Raw genomic sequence first — 17081 nt, 5'->3', positions numbered from 1 at the left:
CCCGCGAGGATGACGGAGAACCGAATTGACATCGTATAGAGAGAAATATCAACACTGTTTGATTGCGCCGGGTAAGGCGTTGATCTCAGTTGGTTCCACTTCGGTGGAAGGTCCTGGACCGAGTGCTTCCTCGCTCGTTCATGGATATCCCGGCTGAAACGAACAGAGTTGTCCAAGTCAAGTACACTAACCAAATGCGGTCCGCGAGGATCGCGAATGTTCTCGATCACCGACATGATCGAGAGCGGGATAGTATGCTTTTGGTTCAGAAAAAGAGGTTGCCTTTAGTTACCAGCTGGGTGGCCGCGAAAGTTAAGTCTTTCTCTTTCTGGATCAAATCAAGCGCGAGAAGGGCGTTTGGTGAATGCCTTGGCAGTAAGAGGCGATGAAAGACGTGATACTCTGCGATAAGCCATGGGGAGCTGAGAATAAGCTTTGATCCATGGATCTCTGAATGGGGCAACCCACCTGACAGTTTGTTATTGTTACCTTTGGTGATCAATAACGGGCTGAAACAGGTACTTAAGACCTGAATACATAGGGTTTTAAGAGCAAACCCGGGGAACTGAAACATCTAAGTACCCGGAGGAAAGGAAATCAATTGATACTCCCCTAGTAGCGGCGAGCGAACGGGGACCAGCCGAGCTGGATGTGTGAGAAGAACATGTTGGGAAACATGGCCATAGCGGGTGACAGCCCCGTATTCGAAGCACTGACGGACGTATTAAGTAGGGCGGGACACGTGAAATCCTGTCTGAAGATCGGAGGACCACCTTCGAAGGCTAAGTACTCCTTACTGACCGATAGTGAACCAGTACCGTGAGGGAAAGGTGAAAAGCACCCCGACGAGGGGAGTGAAACAGTACCTGAAACCGAACGCCTACAATCAGTTGGAGGGCCCTTGCGGCCTGACAGCGTACCTTTTGTATAATGGGTCATCGACTTGGTCTCACGTGCAAGCTTAAGCCGTTAGGTGTAGGCGCAGCGAAAGCGAGTCTTAATAGGGCGAATGAGTACGTGGGATCAGACCCGAAACCGAGTGATCTAGGCATGACCAGGCTGAAGGTAAGGTAACACTTACTGGAGGGCCGAACCCACACCTGTTGAAAAAGGTCGGGATGAGTTGTGCCTAGGGGTGAAAGGCCAATCAAACTCGGAGATAGCTGGTTCTCTGCGAAATCTATTTAGGTAGAGCGTCATCCGAATACCCCGGGGGGTAGAGCACTGGATGGGTAATGGGGCCCCACAGGCTTACTGATCCTAACCAAACTCCGAATACCCGGGAGTACTAGATGGCAGACACACTGCGGATGCTAACGTCCGTAGTGGAGAGGGAAACAACCCTGACCTACAGCTAAGGCCCCCAATTCATGGCTAAGTGGGAAAGCAGGTGGGACGACCAAAACAACCAGGAGGTTGGCTTAGAAGCAGCCATCCTTTAAAGATAGCGTAACAGCTCACTGGTCTAAATAAGTTGTCCTGCGGCGAAGATGTAACGGGGCTCAAGCCATGAGCCGAAGCTTAGGATGCCGTAAGGCATGGTAGCAGAGCGTAGTGTGACATAGTCTCATTCCTCCTTAACGCCTTCGGGCGTATTGGAGGAGAGAGGCTTTCGATGAAGCCGGGGCGTGAGCCATCCGGTGGAGAGATCACTAGTGAGAATGATGACATGAGTAGCGACAAAGAGTGTGAGAGACACTCTCGCCGAAAGTCCAAGGGTTCCTGCTTAAAGCTAATCTGAGCAGGGTAAGCCGACCCCTAAGGCGAGGCCGAAAGGCGTAGTCGATGGGAACCAGGTTAATATTCCTGGGCCATGGAGTGGTGACGGATCTCGAAGGTAGTTCATCCTTATCGGATTGAATGGGCTGCTGAGAGGTTCCTGGAAATAGCCCTCCTATAAGATCGTACCCTAAACCGACACAGGTGGACTGGTAGAGCATACCAAGGCGCTTGAGAGAACGATGTTGAAGGAACTCGGCAAAATACCTCCGTAAGTTCGCGAGAAGGAGGCCCGGTTCCTAGGCAACTAGGGGCTGGGGGCACAAACCAGGGGGTGGCGACTGTTTATTAAAAACACAGGGCTCTGCGAAGTCGCAAGACGACGTATAGGGTCTGACGCCTGCCCGGTGCCTGAAGGTTAAAAGGAGGGGTGAGAGCTCTGAATTGAAGCCCAGGTAAACGGCGGCCGTAACTATAACGGTCCTAAGGTAGCGAAATTCCTTGTCGGGTAAGTTCCGACCTGCACGAATGGCGTAACGACTTCCCCGCTGTCTCCAACATCGACTCAGCGAAATTGAATTGCCTGTCAAGATGCAGGCTTCCCGCGGTTAGACGGAAAGACCCCGTGCACCTTTACTACAGCTTCGCACTGGCATCAGGCACAACATGTGCAGAATAGGTGGTGGGCTTTGAAGCAGGGACGCCAGTTCCTGTGGAGCCACCTTTGAGATACCACCCTTGTTCTGCTTGATGTCTAACCGCGGTCCGTTATCCGGATCCGGGACCCTGCGTGGCGGGTAGTTTGACTGGGGCGGTCGCCTCCTAAAGCGTAACGGAGGCGCGCGAAGGTTGGCTCAGAGCGGTCGGAAATCGCTCGTTGAGTGCAATGGCAGAAGCCAGCCTGACTGCAAGACTGACAAGTCGAGCAGAGTCGAAAGACGGCCATAGTGATCCGGTGGTCCCGAGTGGAAGGGCCATCGCTCAACGGATAAAAGGTACGCCGGGGATAACAGGCTGATACTGCCCAAGAGTCCATATCGACGGCAGTGTTTGGCACCTCGATGTCGGCTCATCTCATCCTGGGGCTGGAGCAGGTCCCAAGGGTACGGCTGTTCGCCGTTTAAAGAGGTACGTGAGCTGGGTTTAGAACGTCGTGAGACAGTTCGGTCCCTATCTGCCGTGGGTGTAGGATACTTGAGAGGAGTTGCCCCTAGTACGAGAGGACCGGGGTGAACGATCCACTGGTGGACCTGTTGTTGCGCCAGCAGCAGTGCAGGGTAGCTATGATCGGACAGGATAACCGCTGAAGGCATCTAAGCGGGAAGCCCCCCTCAAAACAAGGTATCCCTGAGGACCGAGGTAGACCACCTCGTCGATAGGCCGGAGATGTAAGTGCAGCAATGCATTCAGTTGACCGGTACTAATTGTCCGATAGGCTTGATTTGATCCAGTAACAGAAAGACTGGTCAAAAGCATACAACCCCAAAAAACAATGACTTAAAAATATCAGGAAGGCCTTATTCGGTTTGGTGGTCATAGCGCAAGTGAAACACCCGGTCCCATCCCGAACCCGGAAGTTAAGCACTGTAGCGCCGATGGTACTGCGGCTTAAGTCGTGGGAGAGTAGGTCACCGCCAAACCTAATAAGGCCTTCCAATCTCTCTAAACGATGAAATCCCAAGCCTCGCCAAACACAAACGAGGCTAAACTCGGCCATACGCAAAAAAGCGAAAGCGCCCAAAACAAAGTGTCGCGGGATGGAGCAGCCCGGTAGCTCGTCAGGCTCATAACCTGAAGGTCGCAGGTTCAAATCCTGCTCCCGCAACCATTGTTACAGAACGGCCCGGAGCATTTGTTTCCGAGGCCGTTTTTGTTTGCCCCAATGCCAACAAACCAGCCAACTCACCCACGAGTTCAATAGCCAGCGTACCGCGCTCAGGGATGAGCCTGATCTCTGACAACAGAGACCGGATGATAGCCGTGGCTTCGATCTTGGTCTCTGGAACATTGAGCGAAGCGCTCAGATTCGCGACCTTGTCCCGGTAGAGGCCGACAAGGCCGGGATGCAGGAGTACAGGTTGCTCTGGCTTTGTGTTGGCAAGTTCGGTTTCCAGTGCCGCCTTGCGGCCTTCCAGGTCATCCATCTTCGCCTTCATACTTGGATGGAACATACCTTCCGTGATGGCGTCGATGATCTTGTCAATCTGCTTGGTGACCTTTGCAAGTTCGCGTTCGCAATTGGCCTTGCCCTTGGACGCTTCAGCAGTCAGGCGATTGTATTCTGTCTGATAGGCGGCCACGAACTCGGCGATCAGGTCAGGATGCAAGAGTTGGTCTTTGAGGCCGGTCAGGATGCGGGCCTCCAAATCCTCCCGTTTGATGGTCAGGCGGTTGTCACACGTCCCTTTGTTGCGAGCGTTGGCGCAGCCATAATGGGTTTTTCCAACGATGGTGTAACCGCCGCCACAGCATCCGCACTTCAACAGCCCAGAAAACAGGTGTTTAGCCCGGTGGGCGCGTTCGGGGCGGTTAATACCTTCGCGGATCACATCGCTGCGGGTTGCCTCTTGGCGGGCTTTGACGCGCGACCACAGGTCTACAGGGACGATCCGAAGGTCCGTGACCTCTTCAATGATCCAGTTCTCTGGCGGGTTGAGGCGGGCTTGCCGTTTGCCGGTGCTCGGATCTTTGATGAACCGCTGACGGTTCCAGACCAGCCGTCCGGCATAGAGTTCGTTGTTGAGAATGCCTGTGCCGCGTCGCCAGTTTCCGTAGATCGTAGACGCCCCCCAGCCTTTGGTGCGAGGCCCCTCAATACCTTCGTCATTCAGTCTACCAGCGATTACGCGGGGGCTAAGACCCGCGGCATAATCTTCAAATATGCGTCGGACGACGGTGGCCTGTTCCTCGTTGACCACTCGTTCGCCGGTGGACACCTCGCCATCGGCCATGAAGGTGCGTACGACATCATATCCATAGGTTACGCCACCTGCGGACTTGCCTTTGCGGACACGCCCCTCAAGGCCGCGATGGGTCTTCTGGGCCAGATCCTTGAGGAACAGGCTGCTCATCGTCCCCTTGAGGCCAATGTGCAGTTCGGAAATCTCGCCTTCAGCAACGGTGACAATCGGGATGCCTTGAAATCGCATCTGCTTGAAGAAGGCCGCGATATGTTCCTGGTCCCGGCTGATCCGGTCGAGACCTTCGGCAACGACGACATCGAACAGGTTGTTCCGCGCGTCTTCCAGCAATCGTTGGTAACCGGGGCGCAAGTGGGAAGACCCGCTGAGGCCACGGTCCGAATAGGTTTCCGTTTCCGTCCAGCCGTTGCCCTGCATCAAGCGGAGGCACAGCCGACGCTGGTCCTCGATCGAGGCGTCGCTTTGCATGTCGGTAGAATAACGGGCGTAGATCGCAGCACGCATGGTTCGGGCCTTTCCTCATCAGGATCGCTTTGGCCCTGCCTATTATAGGCACGAAATCAACCTTGTCTGCTACTTTTGATTGCAGCCGGGTTGCAATTTATTATCAAGTAAAATCAACGTATTAAGATTGCAAAAAACGGTCACGGGCAGCGCTTCCAAGTGACATTGAAGAATGTGAGAGGGCGAGAGCAGACCTTCGATCGAAGATAGGCAAACGGCTGCAACGCGGACTTAGCCGTCGTTCGATTTTGACCCTTCGCCGACGCAGCATCCTTTCGCATCTGCAGCAACACTATCGCTGCTTCGCCGCGCATGTCTCCAGACCGGTCATTCGCGGGTGACATTCCCCTCCGAACCAAAACCGCACTTTCGCTGCGGCCAGATTAGACAAGCGAGACGCGGACAGTCCCGACCTTGGATTCAGCGGCCTCCACTTTCGCACCACCCATTGCCAACCTTGCGCGTTGGCGCTGGATCGTTGCGGCAAGGTCAGTCAAAGCGGACATATGTCGCCTTGCACAGAAAATCTGATCAGTATTGGGCGCTCACGGAACCTAGTGGCTCATCTACACCGTCCAAGTTTGTGCCGGATAATAGGCTTTTAGGAAGGCAGAAAATTCGCTGCAGGTGTCCGAAAGCGACCACAGACAGCAACGCATCTAACGCTCAGATTCCGCTTAGTTCGCTCAACTTACCGATTGTGGTAAAATGCCGTATGAAATGGAGCTGGTATGAGGTCATTCGCAACCCTGTTCGCGTTCTTCTTGACGTTGGTTGGCCCGACTGCCGCACCATCCCTTGCAGGCGAAAGCGTGTTGGATGCTGTGCGCGAGCGCGGTTATGTCAGGTGTTCCATCGGAAACCGGCTGGTCGGCGATACCCGCATCGGCGAGGATGGCTATGAGGGTTTCTTCCCCGAATTCTGCAAGGTGGTCGCGCTCGCAGTGTTCGGTGATCGGAACGCAGTGCAAATGTCACCAACCCTGATACGCGCCGGTTTGAAGAGCATTGCGGATGGTGAGGTCGACATATACGTCTCGAATGTAACCTGGACTTTTTCCCGGGATATCTCGCTTCACCTGACGCCTGCAGCGGTGCTCTATTACGACGGCCAAGGTTTCATGTCCCATCGCGGAACCTTTGATGGTCCGCTGGCCGATGTGCCAAGGGCAACTGTCTGTGTTTCGCGCGCGACGACAACGATCGGAAACCTACAGGATTTCGTCCAGCGACACGGGTTGGATTGGGAAATCCTGCCATTTGAATCGTCCCAGGGACGCAATGACGCCTTTCTTTCGCGTCGCTGCGACCTGCTGACGACCGATCGGTTTGCTTTGGCAACCATGCGGACTTCTGCTCTCGACGATCCCGGCAATTATGTTCTTCATGATGAGGTTATTTCAAAGGAACCGTTGGTCGCATATGTGGCAACCCGTGACATGCGATGGGCAAACATCGTTCGCTGGTCCATTTTTGCGACCATCCTGGCCGAGGAAAAGGGGATTACGCGATCAAATGTCGAAGCCTTTCTTGACAGCCCCGATCCTGAAGTGCGTCGCCTGCTTGGTGTCGACGAAATGGAAAGTTCCAATGACGCAGGGCTGGCAACCGACTGGGCGCGCAACGTAATTGCCGGAGCAGGCAATTATGGGGAGATATTCGACCGGTATCTGGGTCCGGGCAGTCAGATGAAAATCGAGCGTGGCCTCAACCGGCTCTGGAGCGATGGCGGTTTGATGATCAGCCCACCCTTCCGATAGGCTAGGTCGATGGAGGATACCCACAGAGACTGGATCAATGCGCGTCAGCGTATTTCCACAATGCTGTTCGCTATCCTCGCCGGAATCGCGGCGCTGCTAGTGCTGGGTCTTGTTCTGATCACGATCCGGCTGTTCGAAATTCGAGGCGAACTCGATCTGCTCCGCAGCCAGTCGCTGCCACGATTGATTAAGCTTTCTCAACTGTCTCAGGATGCTTCTGCAACCAGCTCGATTGCCCCTGCGCTTAGCCAGACGTCAGCAAGGTCGGAATATGACACGTTGCTCGCACGCATCCAGGACAAAGAAGTATCGCTGAACGCTCTGATCGGGGAATTGGCCGGGCTGTTCGAAACTCCCGACCGCATTGATGCGCTGCGGCGCAATGCCGATTTGCTCATCGCCAATTTCACGCAACTGACAGGAGCGGTGGACAACCAGATCATGGTCGATCAGCAGGTTGTGACTTTTGCCGATGCCTTTGCACAAAACCTTGGAGTGTTGCGCAATACGGAGGAGACGACGGATGCGGAATTGCGCGCACTTGCGTCTCAGGCTGTGTTTCAGATCAACAACATGCTGCTGGATATGAACAGGGCGCGGTTTCCGAAGAACAAGCAGGCCACAGAAACCAGCTTCGATGCTCTGACGCGACATATCATGCATGCTGACACGAACGTTCAACCCAACTCCCCGGAACTCATGGCGGTGCACGACATCGCCGAGCTTTGGGCTTCGTCCCATCAGGAGATCTTGTCGGAGAAATCTACTCAGCTTACCAACGCGTTTCAAATCAAGGCCCTGGTCGAAGAAAACTCGTTGATCGCGAACCGGCTTCTCAGTAGCGCCAGCAATGAGTTCTGGCGCGCGGAAACTGAGTTGGCGACCCAGGTCCGACTGGTGAATGAAACAACGCGGTTCACGCTGATGGTCATCCTCGGCCTGGTCCTGATGCTTGTTCTGGGGGCATTCCTAGTTCAGAGGGTTCTCAACAGGCGAGTTTTCCAACGGCTCGAACAGATGCGGCAATCGCTGGCGCGATATGCCGACGACCGCGAACACAGGCTCTCGGACACCCGCCCGGATGAGATTGGCCAAATCTCTGGCGCGATGGCGCATTACATGGGTGTCATCGATCAGAGGGAAAAGGAACTGTCCGCCAAAACGACCGCGTTGGAGCGACTGTCAAATCAATTGGCGAAATACCTCTCGCCTCAGGTCTATGACTCGATTTTTAGTGGCAAGCAGGAAGTCAAACTCGTCAGCAGCCGGAAAAAGCTGACCATCTTCTTTTCCGATATCGTCGACTTTACCGAAACCGCCGATCGGCTGGAATCCGAGGAGCTGACGCAGCATCTGAATCACTATCTCACCGAAATGTCGCAGATCGCTTTCCGTCACGGCGCCACCATCGACAAATATGTCGGTGACGCCATTCTGATCTTCTTTGGAGACCCCGAGACGCGTGGTGTGCAGGCTGACGCGCTTGCCTGTGTGAGGATGGCACTGGAGATGCGGCAACGGTTGGATCAGCTTCAGGACCAGTGGCGGAGGTCCGGTATCGAAAGGCCGATGACCGCCCGCATGGGTATCCATACCGGCTACTGCACTGTGGGCAATTTCGGAAGCGAAGACAGGCTGGACTATACGATTATCGGCGGCGCTGTGAATATTGCGTCCCGTTTGGAGACCATGGCCGCACCCGGTGAAATCCTTATTTCTTACGAAACCTTCGCACATGTAGAAGATCAGGTTGTCTGTGAACAGCGTGGCGAAATCGAGGTCAAAGGCATCGCCTACCCTATCGCCACCTATCGTGTTCTCGATGCCTGCGCGACTCTCGAATACAATCAGTATGAGATGCACGAGCGGGACGCCCATCTACGTCTGGACCTGAATGTCGCTTCGATGGCAGCCGAAGATCGTGCGGTTGCTGCCAAAAGTTTGAAAAAGGCATTGCGGCTCTTGGAGCAAGGCTCCGGCGCCCCGCTAACGCCGCAGAATGACGGCCACCAAGGTGATCGTACTGAAGAGGCTGCTTCGGCGCGGTCGCGAAGCGACGATCCGAACACTGCAAAGTGATCTCCGCGTATGAAGCCGAGAGCGGTCAAGAACAAGCTTCGGTTGCTTTGAACCGCACCGGGTTTGCCGGAGGCTCCAACTCTTGAGTAGGGTGGAGCATCATGAGCAAGACGACGAACAAGTATTCCCCGGAAGTGCGCGAGCGTGCGGTTCGCCTGGTTCTGGACAATCCCGGACAGCATGAGAGCCGTTGGGCGGCGATCGTGTCGGTATCGGCGAAGATCGGCTGTGCGGCGAACACGCTGAACGACTGGGTCAAGAAGGCCGAGGTGGATCGCGGTGACCGCTTCTGATTGCCGAAGGTCGGCAGACAAGGCCATCCGCTTGAACGCAGAGAAGAACGTGGGCCATGCGAACGGCTGCTTCCGGAGAGCGCCTCAAGCTGGCGCGGCTGCATCGCCGCAAGACTGCTTCGAGCCCATCTTGCAGAATGCTGCGATCCGCACGACCGGCGGCTTTGCCGACTGAGCGGGCCTTAGCCGCAAGTGCAGCATTCCTTGCTGTCCGTTTCCGGCATCTGGTCAGCGAAGTAGGAACCGGACGTTCGAGGCACCCTGCACCAAGGTCGTTTAGATGGACTTGGACGAAGCGGGCATCCAACCATTCAAGAGATCTGCCGGTTAACGCAAAGTAAATGCCTCCGATTTTGAAACTCGTATCGGAATGATGCATGGTAAGTCAGGGAGCCAAGTATCGAGAGGGTCATTCAGCAATGGAATTGTCTATTCTTCCAGCGAAGGCCGATCATCCGCCGGAACCAGTCGCCGATCTGATCTGGACCGTTGACCCTCCTCTGATGAAGTTTCTGTTTGGATCTCAGGAGCGTTGGAGGCGAGTCTTCGCCTACGATTGGCCGGAGACCGAGGGCATAGTTTGCCACAAACAAACCACGCTTGCCATGCAGGGAGAGGATATCCTTGGTGTCCTCGTGACCCACACGCTTGAAGAATTTGACGAGCACTTCGTCCATACCCGTGGACGACAAGGGCAAAACGAAAGCCCTGCGTTCCGAAAGCACCTTGACCACGCCTTCGACCTCATGGCGCAGCTTTTTCCGCACGGGCTGGATGGGTCCTACTTCGTCTTCGATCTGGCGGTTTCCAAAGACGCACGACGCATGGGGGTCGGGCGACGACTGGTTGATGTCGCCAAGGCAAAGGCACGGGACGCCGGGTGCAAGCGAGTTTGCCTGGACGTTGCCGCGGAGAATGACGCTGTTCAGTTTTACAAGAGGATCGGAATGCAGGTTTCCGTGGAAACTCGTGTTCCAGAACTTGAGAAGGACCACGGCGTGGGCACTCACTATCACATGGTCTTGCCCGTCTAACTTCCGGGCTTTGGGTCGGCGATGGTCGGTTCTGGCTCCCTCCTGGCACTAGCTGCATCGGCGTCGGATGGTCGCTTTTGGGTGCGTCGTGTGTCCCAATGAACTGCTGCACCTGCGAGACAACCGGACTGGATGACCGGCAGCTTTGCGCAGGTTGCCGTTGTTTGGGGCATTCGCTCGAAGGACCGCAAAGTCCGCGACTCGATCCTTGAGCGTTTCGTTCTCGCTGCGCGTTGTATGAATGGCAGGTCTTCACGCTGCGTTGCGACATCGAGTTCTTAGCCGTTGCAGCATAATCTGCGCTGCGAGCGCACGCAGCGAAGGATCTGTTGGTCTCCTGTGGGCTCGAAGCCGTCACTCCGTCGCATTTCGTTTAACGACCGCTTCAAACAGCCGAATGCCCGAGAATTGGACCACGCCGCTGAAATGTTGAAGTATATGCTTTTCGGCAATGGCTGCTTCCAGAGCGTAGCCCTAGCTTGCTCCGCTGCGCCACCGCAAGTCTGCTCTGAGCCCAACCTGTGAATTTGAATTGCTCGCTGCGTGCGCTCGCAGCATGAAAATCGCCGCAGTTGCTCGGTCTTCGACGCTGCGCGGCGGCAGGGATAGTCGCCATTCGTTCATGGCGCAGCAGAGTATTGGACCGCAATTCACAGGTCGCGGACACTGCGGCCGGTCGACCTCCGTTTGACCAAGCGTGCGGCAGGCGCGGCGCTCGGACACGCCAAGCTCCCGCCGCACATGGTTGATGCACTTGCGACGACGCGAAGGGCTTAGAAGTTTCCCCGTGCGGCCTCGCTCAGAATGCGCTTGTCCAACGTCAGGTCCGACACAGCGCGACGCAGCCGCTGGTTCTCTTTCTCAAGCTCTTTCAGACGAGCAAGCTGCGACCGCTGCATCCCGCCATAAAGCTTCCGCCATCTATATAAAACGTCTGCTGCGTAACGCCAATCTGGCGCACCGCCTCGGCAATCGTCGCGCCTTGTCCTTGCAGAACTTCAACCTGTCGAAGCTTCGATACAATCTCTTCCGGCTTCTCTCGCTTTCCAGCCATCGCTGATCCTCCAATTTGCGGGACAATCTATCCCAGATGGTGGACCACTTTCAGGGGGCTACTCCACTGAGCCCGGAGCTGCCGCTGCGATCTCCGCAGCGGTCTCGTACGCTAATGTTTGCTCGTTATGACTTTTTGCCTTGGGCCAACCTGAACACCTCGACCGGTTCTCGTATGCCTTTGAGTGTGACCTTACCGGCAGAGGTAGAAGGAAAATCGTCATCGACGGCGATTGCGGCGCGGGTACTGAGAAGGATTTCACCATCCTTTGCCATGTCGCATAAACGCGAAGCGACGTTGATGGCAGTGCCCGATGCGGTGTATTCGGAACGCCCTTCAAAACCTACCATGCCGACGGTGGCGTAGCCCAGCGACACTCCAACCCCAAAGCCGAGACGGAAACCCATACGCTTCCAGTCGCTGCAAAGCTCGCCCATACGAGTGCGCATCGCGATAGCAAGACGAACGGCATCACCTGCGGGATCGTCGCAAGGTAACGGGTCGTTGAAAAGAACCATGATCCCGTCGCCCATACGGTGATCAACCCCAGCGCCATGGGCGTTAATCAGTCGGCCCATTTCCTCGTGATAGGTTTGCAGCACCTCAATGGTTTCCTCCGGTTCAGCGGTTTCGCAGAAAGCGGTGAAACCACGGATGTCACAGAAAAGAACGCCCAATAGTGCGCGGTGGCTCGCCAACAGCTTCTCCGAACCAGAAGAGATCACGGTGTCGGCTACAGCGGCGGGTAGGAATCGCTTGAGCTTGCCCATGCGTTCGATTTCGCTCACTTGTTCTTTGACTCTGTCCTCGAGTTCGGCGTTGAGGGTTTCCAACGCCCGGAACTGGCGAGAGTTCTCAATTGCAATGACAGCCTGCGCCGCGAAGCTCTCCACCAGTTGAATTTCAGTTTCTACGAATGGTTTAACCTCTTTGCGGCTAAGAGCTATTGCGCCAATCGCCTGCTGTCCGTTCATTAGAGGTACAATCACCCATGAGCGCACACCTTCAACGTCTACTACATGGCTGACAACTGGGTCATTTTCACGATAGAAATCGGTGTCTCTCAGGTCGGTAATGTTGACCGTGTGCCCGGTTCGAATGGCCTCTGGGATCGGCCTGCCGCTGTCCAATGGCGCTGAACCTCCCACACTGAAGGCGGTTGCCTTGAACCCCCAGTAAGACGCAATTTCGAATTGTGTCCGTTCTGCATTAGCAAGCTGCAAAGACGCTTGGCTTGCCGCACACAATTCTGCAGCTTGATTAAGTATGGCTTCGAAAACAGGGCCTTCGTCATCGCGCGAGTTTTGAATGACATCGAGAATGATCCGAGTTGCTTCTTCCCGCCGACGCCCACTACGAAGCTCAGCTAAAAGGTCTTGCGGGTACGTGTCTTCCACCATGTCCAAATACCCCACCACAAATCCCTGTAGGACCATGGCTACAGGCTATACACGGAAGATATGTCTGACCAGTCGGATGCGCCATTGATGTTGCACCAGAGTCTGCTTCGTCCGCAACTCGGTCATCGGCATCGGGAAACTCGCTGCACTCTGCATGAACGACCGCTTTTCTTTCTGCGGCGTGGCTGACGACCCGACTAATTGTGTTGCTGCATCTGCGAGCAACGGAGTTGAAGCACTTCCGGTATGGGCTCACAGCGTGAATTCGCCGCGCTCTTGTCGAATGGCGGCTTCGGCAACAACATCAAACTGCACTGCAGTGTGCAAGACCCACCAACAATGTGTTGGAGGGCCTCTGCGTTATCATCGCGACTTACAGATGCCTTCTACGATAGCCTGAAACTCGTTGCATGCGGAGATTCCGGTGGCGCGATTGTAGTGCTTCTCGGCCATATCCAATGTGCTGTGGCCGAGTATGTCACGAATGATATTCACATGCTCTGGGTCGGTTTCCGCGATTGTGGTCGCAGCGATATGCCGGAAGGCGTGCGGTCCCAGTCCAACACCAAGGAGGCGTTTGGTCACCTTTGGTAGCTCCCGGGAAAGCCCATCAGCCGTAATGGAATCACCGTACTGATTGATCCAGAGACTATCGGTGATTTTGCCCTGCAGCAGTACCGGGCGGTGAACATCCAGATAGTGCCGCATGGGGGCGATGAGCATCTTGGGCATGCTGAAATCTCGGGCGCGTCTGTCCTTCATGTCGCTGGCGGCAAAGTGCAGGTGAAATCCCTCGGGCGTAACCTTCAGATGCTGATTTTTGGTCATGCCCAGAAGAGCGCGTCGGCGGACGGGACGGCAAATCAGAAACGCAATCATCAATGCTTGGCGGTAACGAATGGATCGCGTCAATGGAGCCAAGTGGTCAGAGCGTTCAACCTTCTGCATGTGATCGAGGCACCGGCTGAGAATTTCCCCGGCCCCAACAGGGTGCGGCGGAGGCAAGTTTTTGCGGTTTGCCTTGCCATGAAACCGCTTGGACGCTGTTGCCAACCAATTCCAGTCCGCATCCGGCGACATGGCACGGACAACCACAAAAAGATCAGATATGAGCCCGTTCGTGGAGGCAGGACGCAGGCGGGCTTCGCATTCTTCGACGAACGCACTTGCGCGAACTTCGGTAACCCGAATTGCCGGGGTTTCGTTGAACGCTTTGGGATCGGTGCGACGAACGAAAGACAGCCACTGACCGTAGCCTTGCTCCCGTTTTTTTCGGCTGCCTTCGGACCAATGCGCACAAGGTCCAAGATCGTCGAAGATGTCGCCCGGTGCAAACAGTGCATCCCAAGCGATCTTATCCGCCTGGGGCCAATCGTTGAACTTGAGAACGAGGGGAATGCGCTCAGCCATGGCTTCCTCCCCACTTGGACATGACGACTTCATCATAGTGATCGTGCGCCCACTGGTTGGACAGGCCCGCATAGAAATCCATCGTTGTCTGTTGCTTCTTGTGCTTCAGCAAACGGCGGACCGTTTCGAAGTCGCCAGGGCGCTCCTTCAGGTACAGCTTGGCGGCGATATGCCGAAAGAGGTGGGTGTGCACCTCCAATCCGGTTTCACGGTAGATTAGGGCTTTGAGGTCGGAGCTGAAGTTATCCGGGCCGCGCGGTTTGCCATCGCTCCGCCGGGGGAACAATGCTGTCCCGGGCACGTCCGACAGTTGCGGGCGAAACTGCGTGATGTAACGGTGGAGGGTTTTGGAGGTGCGGTTGTTCAGCGCTACCTCAATCGGCTCATCATTCTTCACTTCCGTTCCCTCGATCCGGATCGTGTAAAGCGTATGAGTTCCATTCAGCCGGGCGGAGATATGGCGATCAAGGTCCAGGCCCGCCAGATTCTTTGCCCGCATCGGACAGGACAGAAGGACGGCCAGCGCAACCGCATGCATGGCCAAGAGGGCGCTGTTGCGCGACACGGGGGTGGTGTTGGCCCGTTCCATGAGCACCTCGCTCAACGAGACGAGCCGCGCGACGTTGTTCCAGTCATTGAACTGGGACAGACGTTCAGCGTTCTTGGTGCTCATCCCTACCGGGTCCGACGACACCTTTTTCTTGATCGAAAGAATTTTTTCCAAATTTTCTTCGGGCATTTTCAGATGATGGCGTGCGATTGCCGTGAGCGTTGCGGCGATGTTGCTGAGGCCAGAAGGTATCGAGTTGGAGCCCGCCCGTTTCGCGATTGCTCGGAAGGCCTTCTTCATGTTGGCCGCCGTGACAACATCAGCCAGATGCAAGAAGTCATCAGGTTTTGCCCCGTCGGACACCAGAGCATCGAGAAACTGACGAAGATGGGCCTCGATGTTCCGCAGGGACGTCTCACGCAGAGGTTTGTCAGGCCCGTTCTCGTCAAAGATGTCGGCGTGAGACAGACGGTCGAGATAGGTCCTGATCTCCGCTTGCAAACTTTCCGGATACGACGTCAGGGGGCGGGCAATGTATCGTTGCGGACGGTCCAGTTTCAAAACCGGCAGCTTCAACTCGTTGCGCTTGACGAGATGGTTCCAGGTCTCGACCATCGCCTTGCAGTGCGCAGCCGGTTCGTTCTTCAGGAGGACGTCGTCGAGAAAGTTCCGATAGTTGGATACGATGTCATCCGTGACATCTTGGGGATTGATCCCGCGATTGCAGCAGTAGTTTACAAACCGGCTCAGCCCCCAGACCTGATGCCCTGCCGCTGCGTGGCCCAAGAAGGCCTCCCAGTCAGCACTGCGCTCTGCAGTCGGCTCGTTGGAGGGCAGAGCACCGGCCACACGCAGGGCATCGGCCAAGTTGCTTTTGATGCTGCTCAAGCTCTTCGGCGTAACGCCGCACTGAGCGGGGTGAAGACCGCTCAAATCCCGGCGCAGGGAGCGAACGTTCGCGGGAATGTCGGACGGGGCGCGATGCAGAAAGTGCGCGATGCGTCGCACGGCAGACAGGCGGGCCTTGTGACGCCGATCCTTCTCGAAATCTCCGTTGGTCAGGATGCCAAGAACGTCGGCAAGAGTGATGGTGTTGGTGTTTTCGTAAGACATGGTGTCATCTCCAAAATTGAGTAGATTGAGGACAGTGAGGGACGCAGGGGGACTAGGAGGCCCACGGGCGTACATTCGGGAAAACAAGGCAGCGAATTTATATCCGAAGTCCGTGGGGGTGTTTTCCCGACAGCGGGAAAACACGTGACTTTTTGGCACATTAGAGGACATGGCCTGCAACCCGGTTGGAACGGCTTGCGGCGAGGGTTTTCAAGTCACTGCGGGCGACCCGCCAGTCGCGACCAATCTTGGTCGCAGGCAAATCGCCGGAGGCGATCCATCGGCGAACCGTCTTAGTGTGGTAGCCAAACAGTTCAGATATTTGGCGAACGGAAAGGTACTCGGCCTTGTCAGAGAAGGGGAGGTTAGGCATTGGCCGCCCTTCCGATCTCGGAAGTGCAACGGGTTGCAAAGTCCGCGAGCGCCACCTCACGCGCCAGGAGGCGCACGAGAGCGAGCAGGGAGTCGGGAATTTGAGAAAGGGTCAGAGTGCCCGTGGGAGCAGACGAAGACGTCATCGGCATGTTCCTTCATAAGGAACCGCACGTGACAATAATCGCGATGGCCTGACTTAGGAGTGCGCTCCAGATAGCAGACCACTGACCTCAACCGAGATCAGGATCATTGCCATCGAGTGCGTCCCGGACGATATGCCGTCCGTTTCAATCCCAATAAGGCGGTTAGGTTTACAGTGCCACACGTGTAGCACCGCTTAACCAATTGAACAACAACATTTTTTGGTTACTTTTCGGTTACTTCCCTTTCAGTTGCAAAATCGGCAATTCGCAGGCCAGGCAAGGGAATTGCCGGACACCGCCTCTCGTCATTTCCTCGCCGCTAAGGAGTGGCTCATCAATATGGCCGACTTCCGAACATTGACTGCGTTTGCGAGCAATTCCTGCGGACGGGTTGATAGCTGACATTCACGCGGTGCTCAAAGAAGGATTTGTTCTGCAATGCCGCAAGTCGGTTCCGAGCCCTAAGTGTCGATTGCTGCGGTCCGCTCGAACTAGCGTTATGCGCAAAAACCGGACGCGGCGGACGGCACGGAGCACCAACATATTCATGGGTGGATATTCAGGCACTGCGCAACTGATTTTCCATGCGGATGCCTTCTGTTTTCGGCACGAATTAAGGCGTGGCATCGATCGGGTCGCCAAGCCGAAATGTCGATTGCAGCCATTTCAGAATGTTACTTTTCGCGGCATTCGCGGTCAGCAGATATTAATCCGCTCAACCCAGTT

Annotated in this window: 8 protein-coding genes, 1 tRNA gene, 2 rRNA genes and 2 pseudogenes; 7 read left to right on the top strand and 6 right to left on the bottom strand. The window is 55.6% G+C overall.

Annotation, left to right across the window (positions count from 1 at the left end):
* The first annotated feature begins 336 nt into the window (after nt 1–336).
* The 3 genes from ACP15U_RS08770 (at nt 337) to ACP15U_RS08760 (ending at nt 3547) form a co-directional block, all read left to right on the top strand.
* Nucleotides 337–3164: ribosomal RNA gene (locus ACP15U_RS08770) — 23S ribosomal RNA — on the top strand.
* An 80-nt stretch (nt 3165–3244) separates the two neighbouring features.
* A 5S ribosomal RNA gene (gene rrf, locus ACP15U_RS08765) occupies nt 3245–3359 on the top strand.
* 111 nt (nt 3360–3470) lie between these two features.
* Nucleotides 3471–3547: transfer RNA gene (locus ACP15U_RS08760), tRNA-Met, on the top strand.
* On the opposite strand, the gene ACP15U_RS08755 is transcribed toward ACP15U_RS08760, so the two are convergent.
* Nucleotides 3504–5108: a recombinase family protein gene (locus tag ACP15U_RS08755; RefSeq protein WP_425044986.1), complete on the bottom strand. Its 1605-nt coding sequence runs from the start codon at nt 5106–5108 to the stop codon at nt 3504–3506. The genes ACP15U_RS08760 and ACP15U_RS08755 overlap by 44 nt on opposite strands.
* Nucleotides 5109–5875: 767 nt before the next feature.
* On the opposite strand from ACP15U_RS08755, the gene ACP15U_RS08750 reads away from it, so the two are divergent.
* The 4 genes and pseudogenes from ACP15U_RS08750 (at nt 5876) to ACP15U_RS08735 (ending at nt 10310) form a co-directional block, all read left to right on the top strand.
* Nucleotides 5876–6904 carry an amino acid ABC transporter substrate-binding protein gene (locus ACP15U_RS08750; protein ID WP_425044771.1) on the top strand — a complete coding sequence of 343 codons (1029 nt, stop codon included), beginning with the start codon at nt 5876–5878 and terminating at the stop codon, nt 6902–6904.
* A 9-nt stretch (nt 6905–6913) separates the two neighbouring features.
* Entirely contained in the window at nt 6914–8983 is a 2070-nt protein-coding gene (locus ACP15U_RS08745; RefSeq protein WP_425044770.1) for an adenylate/guanylate cyclase domain-containing protein, read from the top strand.
* Nucleotides 8984–9084: 101 nt separating this feature from the next.
* Nucleotides 9085–9270 (top strand): annotated as a pseudogene (locus ACP15U_RS08740) (transposase); the annotation flags it as partial.
* A gap of 383 nt (nt 9271–9653) precedes the next feature.
* Nucleotides 9654–10310, top strand: coding sequence for a GNAT family N-acetyltransferase (locus ACP15U_RS08735; protein ID WP_425044769.1), 657 nt, complete (start codon nt 9654–9656; stop codon nt 10308–10310).
* A gap of 660 nt (nt 10311–10970) precedes the next feature.
* Here ACP15U_RS08735 and ACP15U_RS08730 read toward each other — a convergent pair.
* From ACP15U_RS08730 to ACP15U_RS08710, 5 genes and pseudogenes are all read right to left on the bottom strand, one after another.
* Nucleotides 10971–11364: pseudogene (locus tag ACP15U_RS08730) on the bottom strand (transposase); the annotation flags it as partial.
* 125 nt (nt 11365–11489) lie between these two features.
* Entirely contained in the window at nt 11490–12764 is a 1275-nt protein-coding gene (locus ACP15U_RS08725; RefSeq protein ID WP_425044768.1) for an adenylate/guanylate cyclase domain-containing protein, read from the bottom strand.
* Between the two features lie 363 nt (nt 12765–13127).
* Nucleotides 13128–14174, bottom strand: a complete 1047-nt coding sequence (locus ACP15U_RS08720; protein ID WP_425044767.1) for a tyrosine-type recombinase/integrase — start codon at nt 14172–14174, stop codon at nt 13128–13130.
* Nucleotides 14167–15837, bottom strand: coding sequence for a tyrosine-type recombinase/integrase (locus tag ACP15U_RS08715; protein WP_425044766.1), 1671 nt, complete (start codon nt 15835–15837; stop codon nt 14167–14169). Before ACP15U_RS08715 ends, ACP15U_RS08720 begins: the two co-directional genes overlap by 8 nt.
* A 160-nt stretch (nt 15838–15997) precedes the next feature.
* Nucleotides 15998–16210 (bottom strand): helix-turn-helix domain-containing protein, encoded by a 213-nt coding sequence (locus ACP15U_RS08710; protein ID WP_425044765.1) that lies wholly within the window; start codon nt 16208–16210, stop codon nt 15998–16000.
* Nucleotides 16211–17081: the final 871 nt, after the last annotated feature.

It is taken from the genome of Primorskyibacter sp. S87 (assembly GCF_049801055.1).
Classification (GTDB): Bacteria; Pseudomonadota; Alphaproteobacteria; order Rhodobacterales; family Rhodobacteraceae; genus JBNAGF01.
Note: the sequence above shows the minus strand (reverse complement) of the source record. Positions and strands in the feature narration are given on the sequence as shown.

What these genes read in the sequence shown, in the direction of transcription:
- ACP15U_RS08755 (WP_425044986.1), bottom strand. Translation starts at nt 5,108, where the DNA reads ATGCAAAGCGACGCCTCGATCGAGGACCAGCGTCGGCTGTGCCTCCGC.
- ACP15U_RS08715 (WP_425044766.1), bottom strand. Translation starts at nt 15,837, where the DNA reads ATGTCTTACGAAAACACCAACACCATCACTCTTGCCGACGTTCTTGGC.
- ACP15U_RS08735 (WP_425044769.1), top strand. Translation starts at nt 9,654, where the DNA reads ATGGTAAGTCAGGGAGCCAAGTATCGAGAGGGTCATTCAGCAATGGAA.
- ACP15U_RS08750 (WP_425044771.1), top strand. Translation starts at nt 5,876, where the DNA reads ATGAGGTCATTCGCAACCCTGTTCGCGTTCTTCTTGACGTTGGTTGGC.
- ACP15U_RS08725 (WP_425044768.1), bottom strand. Translation starts at nt 12,764, where the DNA reads ATGGTGGAAGACACGTACCCGCAAGACCTTTTAGCTGAGCTTCGTAGT.
- ACP15U_RS08745 (WP_425044770.1), top strand. Translation starts at nt 6,914, where the DNA reads ATGGAGGATACCCACAGAGACTGGATCAATGCGCGTCAGCGTATTTCC.
- ACP15U_RS08720 (WP_425044767.1), bottom strand. Translation starts at nt 14,174, where the DNA reads ATGGCTGAGCGCATTCCCCTCGTTCTCAAGTTCAACGATTGGCCCCAG.
- ACP15U_RS08710 (WP_425044765.1), bottom strand. Translation starts at nt 16,210, where the DNA reads ATGCCTAACCTCCCCTTCTCTGACAAGGCCGAGTACCTTTCCGTTCGC.